Annotated in this window: 5 protein-coding genes; 2 read left to right on the top strand and 3 right to left on the bottom strand. The window is 52.4% G+C overall.

What is annotated here, in order from left to right:
- Positions 1–86: 86 nt before the first annotated feature.
- Both ACTS3T_RS18365 and ACTS3T_RS18360 read right to left on the bottom strand, forming a co-directional pair.
- Positions 87–1,301 (bottom strand): 2,3-bisphosphoglycerate-independent phosphoglycerate mutase, encoded by a 1,215-nt coding sequence (locus ACTS3T_RS18365; protein WP_377965632.1) that lies wholly within the window; start codon positions 1,299–1,301, stop codon positions 87–89.
- Positions 1,302–1,713: 412 nt separating this feature from the next.
- On the bottom strand, positions 1,714–2,847 hold the full coding sequence (locus ACTS3T_RS18360; protein ID WP_377965634.1) for a geranylgeranyl reductase family protein: 1,134 nt from the start codon (positions 2,845–2,847) through the stop codon (positions 1,714–1,716).
- A gap of 225 nt (positions 2,848–3,072) precedes the next feature.
- Between ACTS3T_RS18360 and ACTS3T_RS18355 the strand changes: the two genes are divergently transcribed.
- Together ACTS3T_RS18355 and ACTS3T_RS18350 are read left to right on the top strand one after the other, a co-directional pair.
- Complete coding sequence (locus tag ACTS3T_RS18355) at positions 3,073–3,867, top strand: hypothetical protein (protein ID WP_377965636.1); 795 nt, start codon at positions 3,073–3,075, stop codon at positions 3,865–3,867.
- Between the two features lie 261 nt (positions 3,868–4,128).
- The gene (locus ACTS3T_RS18350) at positions 4,129–4,473 is read left to right on the top strand and encodes a hypothetical protein (RefSeq protein ID WP_377965638.1); all 345 of its coding nucleotides are present in this window, start codon (positions 4,129–4,131) and stop codon (positions 4,471–4,473) included.
- 75 nt (positions 4,474–4,548) lie between these two features.
- On the opposite strand, the gene ACTS3T_RS18345 is transcribed toward ACTS3T_RS18350, so the two are convergent.
- Positions 4,549–6,876 (bottom strand): acyl-CoA dehydrogenase, encoded by a 2,328-nt coding sequence (locus tag ACTS3T_RS18345; protein WP_377965639.1) that lies wholly within the window; start codon positions 6,874–6,876, stop codon positions 4,549–4,551.
- Between the last annotated feature and the right edge of the window lie 26 nt (positions 6,877–6,902).

Here is a 6,902-nt window from a genome sequence, read left to right as displayed (position 1 = left end):
TTGCAAAAAGCCTTTTCGGCTGCTTCTGTCGTCAGCTATTGCTATGCGTAATTGAATCTGTGACGAAGCTACGGCAACAAAAGCACCTACGCGCCAAACTTTTGCAGCCGTCCGGCATTGGCTAAGGCTAACCCCATCAGGTGCGTGCCTGGACGAATGCCCAACATGCCTTGACGACAGGTATATTCGTCAAATTGAGCCACTTCATCCAGGCGACCGTGGGGACTGTAGATCATCAGCGGAACCGGATGCCAGCTATGTTTACCCATCGTCGCTGGTGTGGAGTGATCAGCCGTAACTACTAAAACATCAGGGGCGAGGGTGGTAATTAAGGGCAAAAGCCGATCAACCGTTTCAATCAGAGAAACTTTGCTATCAAAATCCGCATCTTCCCCCAAACTGTCGGACTTTTTCACATGCACAAAGAAAAAGTCATAGTCTTTTGCATACTGGGTTTGCAGCGCCTTAAAGCGAGCTTCAATACCGCCAGGGGGATCTACTAGATCCATGCCAATCAGACGGCTCACCCCGCGATACATGGGGTAATCAGCAATACAAAGCCCTTTTAGCTTAAATCGCTGCTGTAGGGAAGGCAGTGGTTCATAACGCTCAAAACCGCGCAATAGCACCATGTTGGCAGGTGACTCGTCCGCTAAAACTGCTTTTGCCTGGTCTAAAAACGAGCGCACCAGCTTTGCGGTTAGCTGGGAAGCGTCGTCTTTCGCCCGCGGCTCAGCAGGTGGCACTCCCGTTTGCTGTGGATCGCTGTCGTGCAAACGGCCTGATAACCCTTGGCCTCGCAAGACTAAAACAGCGCGATGTTCGCTGACGGTTTCAAAAAAGAAAGTGCCGTCAAAATCGAGGCTAACCCGATCGCGAATTTTTTGCGTCAGTTCGCGGTTAAAGTCGGTAGCAATGCGACCCGCCCGGCGATCGCTCACCCGCCCTGACTGATCTAGCGTGGCAAAATTGGCGCGGGCAGCTACATCACCCGCTTGCAAGTCGAAGTCAATGCCGAGCGCTGACAAAACGCCGCGTCCTATCCGGTACTTCAGGGGATCATAGCCAAACAAAGCCAAATGTCCCGGCCCACTGCCAGGGGTAATGCCGGGGCCAACAATTTCTAAAAGACCACAGCTAGACTCTTTAGCCAGTTGATCTAGATTGCAAGTTTCAGCGACTTGTAGCTCTGTGCCACCGCGTTGCGGATCGGGTAAACCGCCTACCCCATCTAAAATAAGGTAAACAATTTTTCCGCCTTGATTCCAGGCCAGATCTTCCCAAACTTCTGTAATATCCATAACTGATGAAACGGAGCGGCAACGGTTACGTCTGCCTCGCGTTATATCAAATTGGGGAGACGTTCAGGCACCCTCAAAGGATAGAGCTAAAACTCGAATTCTTTGGCCTCACCGCTGCTGTTTGAGCTGGAATCGCTAGCAGCGCAAACGCTGGGATAAATCTCCGGCAAATGCAAGATTTAGGCAAAATCAGCCAGAATTTGCCTTTGTTTCAATAAACAGCCTTCAAAATTGCTCAGCCCCGAAACAAGGCATTATCATCACTCAACTTTAAGCACTAATTTAAGCACAATCGCGATCGCCCTGGACAAGCAAGCCACTATAGTTGTAGCCATAAACGTCAAGACGCTTCAATTACTGAAAACCCCTAACAAAAAAGCTTGCTGCTGCCCTCACCCTTTTGCCTTTAGAGCTACCTGCCTGAAATCAGCCCCATGCTCAGCCGTTGGATGGCCTTTTGAGCCACATCGGCGTAGCCTAACTCACCACAAAATACCTTCAGCATTTTGTCGGTGCTGCCAGGATGTTTGATGCCCAAGTTGTAGGCTAGCTTCGGCACTTGGTAAAAGGCTTGGGCTAGCCGTTTAGCCCAGCGCATTTCCCCTCCCCATTCTTCATTCATCAAACGGGTATAGTTAGCCAAAGCATCTATATCGCCGCCGAGGGCTTGATCGATAGCCTGGGCTGCTTTCAGGCCGCTAAAAATAGCCGGACGAATGCCTTCTGCCGTAAAGGGATCAACCACACAAGCCGACTCGCCCGCTAACACAGCCTGTTGGGTATGCAGGGTTTGTTCACCATCCCAGCTTAAAAGGGGATGACCGTGTTGTTTAACCTGGGCAGCCTCTAGGCCAAATTCAGCCGCATACTGGGTCAAGGGTGGGCGCAAATCATACTTTTGGTGACGACCGGAACGAAAGACACCACCGCCAATTGAATAGCCGTCGGCTTTAGGGAAGTTCCAGGCATAGCCGTTTTTCAACAGACCAAATTCAAAATGCATTATGGGTTCGCTTGGCATGTCCAGACGCGGCTCAGCTTCTAGGGCACCCCCTAGCAAATAACGGCGATTGTTGAACCCTAGCCACTTAGCCAAAGACCCTCTAGCGCCATCGGCGGCAATCAGGTAACGGCCAGTCACAGGCGCTTGCAGCGTATTTACCTGCCAGCGATCGCTTTGAAATTCAATGCCCGTTACTTTGGTGCCGTCTTGTAGCTGGGCGCCCTGACGCTGAGCTTGCTGCACCAAAAAGTGATCAAAGCGATCGCGGCGCACCATCCACAAGGGTTCTGCTGTCTGCAATTCCATTTCAATCGGCTCTTGCAGTCGCCAGGTATAGCGGACTTTGCTCACCTTGACGGAGATAGCAGGCGTCAGGTCAAAGTCAAACCACTGGGCTATCTGGGGTGAGACGCCGCCGCCGCAGGGTTTGTACCGGGGCAAGGTTGCCCGATCAAGCAGCAGCACTGAACGTCCGGCTTTGGCTAAGTGGTAAGCAGCGGTGCTGCCAGCAGGGCCAGCGCCTACAATTACGCAGTCGTACATAAAAGAGAGTCAGCCGAGGCAATCGGCGTAGCGTTTGCGAACTAATCTTAAAACTTACCGCATCCGTCGCCATCATGAGCGGACACCAGACTTAGCCCCCTTTGTTGCAGCTTTTTACTACTTTGAAATAAAAATTAAAGGCGATCGCTAAGTCATCGTGATCTCTCCGACAGCCGCGATCGCCAAACTCGGCTTGAATAGAGAAGCTGAATATTTTTGCTTTTTATGCCCCTGATCTTTCGACCGTTTGAGCGAGCCTCAAAGCTGATCTTGCCTTGTTTACTGACGATCGCTTTAGCCACTAGCTTGTGGCTAGCAGGCTCAAGCCATCTATCGGCTCAGGCCGACGAGGCCGTGATTGATCCACTAACAGAAGAATCACCAGCAGCAATTGACCTCAAAAACAGTTTGCAAAACGCCGACGCCACCCTCAAAGCCAAACTAGAATCTGCCGTTAAAACTATCAAAGCTAATTTAGACGAGGTTGCAGAGACAGCAGAAAGCGACAGCGAAACACTCACACCGTCAATGGTCGAAGCCACCGCCGCCGACATCGAAACGACGCTAAACTCAGCCACCCAAGCTGCGACTGAAACGTTAGAAAATGCCAGCGAAATGGCTGCCGAAAAAGCCCAGGCTCGCCAGCAGCCATCCCTCAGCTTACCAACCGCTACCGATTCGTCTAAAGCGGCGGTTGAGGCAGCCGTCCAATCTGCTGAAGCAACGTTAGCTGAAACGGCCGATCAGGTTAGCGCCGAGTTAGCCAAAACGGCTGAAACCTTATCACAAACACCAGCCGCTAGCCCCGCTACAACCGCAACGATAGAAGCAACCGCAACGGCTGTAGAAGCGATCGCCGATCAAGCCACCCAAGAGCTTGAAGCCATGCCGTCCGCTACGGCTGAAACATCACCCTCAACGCCAGCTAGCAAAACACCAACTCCAGCGGTAGACCGTTCTGCCCCTTCAGTAACCCCAAAATCTAACTGGTTAGAGAGATTGAGAAACCTCTTTCGATAGAGGCGAAGGCGCTTTATCTTAAGTTTAATAAAGGTAAAAGTCGTGACAGAGGAATCCGCAAAACCACGATAGGATTTTGGCAATCTTCTTGTTACGGTAAAGCCGAATAGCGCCATCGCTAGAACCCATCAAGATTCGATTAAGATTGGGTAGTTTATAGACAGTACCCAGTCGAGTTTTTACTGACCGTTCAGAACGTAGAGTGCTATCGGCCATCACTTAGCAGACATCCTCTGTTCAGCACTTTATTAGGAGAAGGCTATGATTCGGTTAGCAACTTTTACCGGGCTTGTATTAGGCGTCGTTAGCTTCTGGCCTTTATCAGCGTTAGCTCAAGAACCACAGGGTTCAGCCGCTGATTTAGGCCCTCTAGAAGCGAGAACTGGAGAACTGGGTTCGGGTGGGCAATCTCTAGACACCGTAGCCGATCAGATCAACCAATCTGCTGGCACGCCTAGCCGTGGCCGAAACTTTATTCCGGTTTCAGAAGTGCTTTCTTCCCCCGCTTTGGGGGGTGTCGTCAGCGAAGACAATGACGTGCCTGATAACCTGGCGATTTATGACTCAATGGGAACGCCTTCAATCGGGTTTGGCACAGAACTTTAAACACGGCAGATTGCGGCTATAAACTGAAGGCAGAGGGGCAAGTTTGACCGAAAACGACCGCCATTAAGGGCTAGGTCAAACTTGCTCTAGCGTGACAGCGCGATCGCTGATATTTTTGACTTTTTCGCTTTGCTGATAAGCCTCAAACGTAAAAGCATCGACCTGAATAGCATCGTTGCGGGCAAACTCGGCTTCGCAAACTAAGGTAGTTTCAGCTTCGCTGATCAGTCCGGCTTCGTAGGCTAGGGTCAGCAAATCTTCGGGTTTAGCAGAAGGTAGCTGTCCGGCATGGCTGGCGGCTTTGATTTTTTTTAGAATCGGTTCTGCCTGTTGCACCAAAGCTAAGGCTCGTTCTAAGCGACCTAAAGCCTGATGGGCATCGGTAGGAACGTGAATGCCTGCCGTCAGGCGATCGCGTCCAGTTCCGATTGTTTGTACCTGCTGCGCCACCCGATGCCCTAGACGATCAGCCGGGTGAGTGCCCATTGGATTGAGCCGATGCCAGCTTAAAACTGGGCCACGCAGTAGCCAGCCCAATCCGGGTAAAGTCAGGTGGCGATAAATCCCCTCAAAGGCTAGCTGAATTTGGGCTAGCCCATACTGCACCGCCCACTCGACTAAGGGCAAATCGGCAGCTTGGCGACCTTCGGCTTCAAAGCGGCGCAGCGTGGCGGTGGCTAAATACAGCCAAGACAACACATCGGCAAAACGCCCGGTCAGCTTTTCTTGGCGTTTGAGAGAACCGCCATAGGTTATTAAAGCCAAATCGGTCATGAGGGCGAAGGTGGCTGAAGCCCAGCTCAGCTTGCGATAGTATTGCGCTGTAGAGCCAGAAACAGGCGATCGCGCCCCCCATCCCCGCGTCAGACTCAGCCAGCTAGCCCGACAGGCATTGCCCAAAATAGAACCTAGATGCGGCCAAAAAGCGCGATCGAAGGCAACTACATCGTTCTGGTTCAAAGCCTGAATTTCTTGATAAACATAGGGATGGCAGCGAATTGCTCCCTGGCCAAAAATCATCAGCGTGCGGGTGAGGATGTTAGCGCCTTCTACAGTAATCGCGATCGGTATGGCGGTGTAGACATTAGCCAGCAAGTTACGCGGCCCTCGACAAATGCCATTGCCGCCCAGAATATCCATACCATCGTTGACAACTTGGCGGGCGAGTTCGGTGCTGTGGTATTTGGCGATCGCTGACACTACCGCAGGCTGCTCTCCCCGATCGACCGCACCACAGGTATAGAGCCGCGCCGCATCCATCAAATACGTTAAAGCACCAATGCGGGCTAGGGGTTCTTCCACCCCTTCAAAGCGCCCAATTGACAAGCCAAACTGCTTCCGCACAACGCTGTGCGCCCCCGCGACGCGGGTAACCAGTTTAGCCACCCCGGTACAGCTAGCCGGGAAGCTGATCCCCCGACCAGCAGCGAGAGCTTGCATGAGCATCTTCCAACCCTGGCCAGCTTGCTCAACACCGCCAATAATCTGCTTAATCGGCAAAATGACATTGTGGCCTTCAGTCGGTGAGTTATAGAACGGTACCCCCATAGGATCATGGCGCTGATCAATAACAACCCCTGGCGTGTTGGTGGGTACTAGCGCACAGGTAATGCCGATATCTTCGCCCTGGCCCAGCAAATGATGCGGATCGCGCAGGCGGAAGGCAAGGCCAAGCAGTGTGGCGATCGCCCCCAGCGTGATATAGCGTTTCTTCCAGTTCAGCCGCAGGTAGATCTGACCATCTTCGCCGCGAAAGACCTCACCATTAGCAATCAAGCTAGCCGCATCTGAGCCAGCATTGGGTTCAGTCAGGGCAAAGCAGGGGATTTCTTCACCCCGCGCCAGACGCGGTAGATAGTGGGCTTTTTGCTCAGGGGTGCCGTAGCGCAGCAGCAGCTTCGCAGGGCCAAGAGAGTTCGCCACCCCCACCGTCGCCACATGGGTAAACGAACGCGAAGATAGCTTCACCATCACCGCACTGTAAGCCAGGTTAGAAAAGCCTAAACCGCCATACTCTTTCGGAATCATCATGCCAAAGAAGCGTTCTTGCTTGAGATAGTCCCAAACGTCTGGCGGCAGGTCTTGGCGCTGATAAATTTCCCAGTCAGTCGCCATCTGGCAAACGGTTTCGACCGGGCCATCCAAAAACGCCTGAATCTCCGGCGAAACCTGCGGATAAGGTTCGTTTAACATCCGCTCAAAATCTGGCTTGCCAGTGAAAAATTCACCCTCAACCCAAACGTTTCCAGCTTCAATCGCGGCGCGTTCTGTCTCCGAGATTTTGGGCAATAGCTGAAGACGGGCGATCGCCTTGACGATTGGCGTAGTGATTAGCAGCCGTCGCCAACTAGGGATGAGGATGAGGAGGATGAAAGGGGTGAGAAGGATGAGGGGGTAAAGCATGTTTTTTGGGGTGAGGGAGATGGGGA

It is taken from the genome of Almyronema sp. (assembly GCF_052168255.1).
Lineage (GTDB): Bacteria > Cyanobacteriota > Cyanobacteriia > Phormidesmidales > Phormidesmidaceae > Sphaerothrix > Sphaerothrix epifaneia.
This window is presented reverse-complemented; position numbering and strand designations above follow the sequence as displayed.

What these genes read in the sequence shown, in the direction of transcription:
- ACTS3T_RS18350 (WP_377965638.1), top strand. Translation starts at nt 4,129, where the DNA reads ATGATTCGGTTAGCAACTTTTACCGGGCTTGTATTAGGCGTCGTTAGC.
- ACTS3T_RS18345 (WP_377965639.1), bottom strand. Translation starts at nt 6,876, where the DNA reads ATGCTTTACCCCCTCATCCTTCTCACCCCTTTCATCCTCCTCATCCTC.
- ACTS3T_RS18365 (WP_377965632.1), bottom strand. Translation starts at nt 1,301, where the DNA reads ATGGATATTACAGAAGTTTGGGAAGATCTGGCCTGGAATCAAGGCGGA.
- ACTS3T_RS18360 (WP_377965634.1), bottom strand. Translation starts at nt 2,847, where the DNA reads ATGTACGACTGCGTAATTGTAGGCGCTGGCCCTGCTGGCAGCACCGCT.
- ACTS3T_RS18355 (WP_377965636.1), top strand. Translation starts at nt 3,073, where the DNA reads ATGCCCCTGATCTTTCGACCGTTTGAGCGAGCCTCAAAGCTGATCTTG.